This window comes from Martelella alba (genome assembly GCF_005217455.1).
In the GTDB taxonomy this organism is placed as follows: Bacteria; Pseudomonadota; Gammaproteobacteria; order Enterobacterales; family Enterobacteriaceae; genus Acerihabitans.
Genome location: NZ_SZPQ01000183.1, coordinates 1 through 518 on the forward strand (window position 1 = coordinate 1; position 518 = coordinate 518).

Genomic DNA, 518 nt, shown 5'->3' on the forward strand with positions numbered 1-518 from the left:
TCAGCCTCTTTGATTTCCTGGCGGTATTTATCCAAACATTCCTGGCACATGTCATAATATTCACAGCCGAATGAATCTGTTTCGCCCTGGACTCGTTTTACAGCGTCACGATCGGGATGTTCATCGCATTTAACTCCAGCAGGAACACCGGAAAATTGTCCGGGCAATGTTGATACTGGCCCGTTGCTGATATCAGCCATGGTATTCACCGTCCCTATCCGCACTGACCGGATGGGCTTCATAGACTGGAACAGCCTCCCCGGTTACTAAAAAATGCCGTTCAGGCTCACCATCCATGGCAACACAAACCTCAGGTGTCCGTTGCTCGCTGACAATGGAATACTTAGCGCTGTGTCTGTCATACCACCTCGCCCATTTCTCGGCAGCATCGTCATGTGTATATGCCTCTAACTTCAGCGCATTACTGCGTTCATCCCCGTACTCCATGCACCACACCAGATATGTATTCATCACTCACCGCCTTTGTCGCTGGTGGGTGAAGGGGCGGCGGCATCCAA

Annotated in this window: 1 protein-coding gene and 1 pseudogene; both read right to left on the reverse strand. The window is 51.0% G+C overall.

The features are described from left to right. Window positions 1-200, reverse strand: a pseudogene (locus FCN80_RS26330) (hypothetical protein); the annotation flags it as partial. Continuing rightward, window positions 193-471, reverse strand: coding sequence for a hypothetical protein (locus tag FCN80_RS26335; protein WP_136993304.1), 279 nt, complete (start codon window positions 469-471; stop codon window positions 193-195). The gene FCN80_RS26335 and the pseudogene FCN80_RS26330, both read right to left, overlap by 8 nt. Window positions 472-518 lie beyond the last annotated feature (47 nt).

Bases quoted from the DNA above. Each gene is read 5' to 3' on its own strand.
- FCN80_RS26335 (WP_136993304.1), bottom strand. From the start codon at position 471: ATGAATACATATCTGGTGTGGTGCATGGAGTACGGGGATGAACGCAGT.